We start from the raw sequence: 692 nt of genomic DNA on the forward strand, positions 1-692 counted from the left end.
CTGATCAGTGTGTTGACGAGCGGGCGGCCGAAACCGCCCGCTCCGTGACGTCAGCGATAGATGCGCTTCAACTGCCGTTCGGCTTCCGCCATCGCGCCCTTTAAGTCCTTCGAACCGGTGCAGTAGTTGGCGAACATGTCGACGACGATGAAGTCGGCGATCGCGGTCGCCGCCTTCTCTCCGACGGTGCCGATGCCGGATGCCGGCAGCGTACGTTTGGACGCCTGCGAGAACACCGCGTTCTTGGGATCCGCCGTCCAAACCGGCGCCGACTCATAGGCGTTCAGGGTCTGGGTCAGGTAACCCTGCGCGCCATCCAGCCACTTCTCGTAGTTCTCCTTCTCCAGCATGAAGGCAATGAAGGCCTTCGCCGCGTTCGGATATTTGGTGAAGTTGAAGGCGAGGATCGGCAGCGCCAGCACCAGCGCCAGCATGCGCGGCAGCACCAGCACCTCGATCGGATCAAAGCCCATGGTGCGCAGCGCGTCGATCTCTTCGCGCATCTTCATGGAGCCGAGCTCGGCGGTGTAGGCACTGCCCGAGCGGCCCGCCACCATGATCGCCACCAGCAGCACGCCGATCTCGCGCAGGACCAGCACGCCGAGCATGTCGACGACGAAGATGTCGGCGCCGAAGCGGCGGAAATGGAAAATGCCCTGCTGGGCGATGATGCAGCCGATCAGGAAGGTGAT

Annotated in this window: 1 protein-coding gene; it reads right to left on the reverse strand. The window is 63.2% G+C overall.

Annotated elements, in window-relative coordinates; genetic code table 11:
* Positions 1-50 precede the first annotated feature (50 nt).
* A partial coding sequence (locus tag ACNOHI_RS24905; protein WP_420477415.1) for an extracellular solute-binding protein occupies positions 51-692 on the reverse strand: 642 nt, incomplete at its 5' end.

This window comes from Noviherbaspirillum sp. ST9, assembly GCF_048799745.1.
Classification (GTDB): domain Bacteria; phylum Pseudomonadota; class Gammaproteobacteria; order Burkholderiales; family Burkholderiaceae_D; genus Noviherbaspirillum.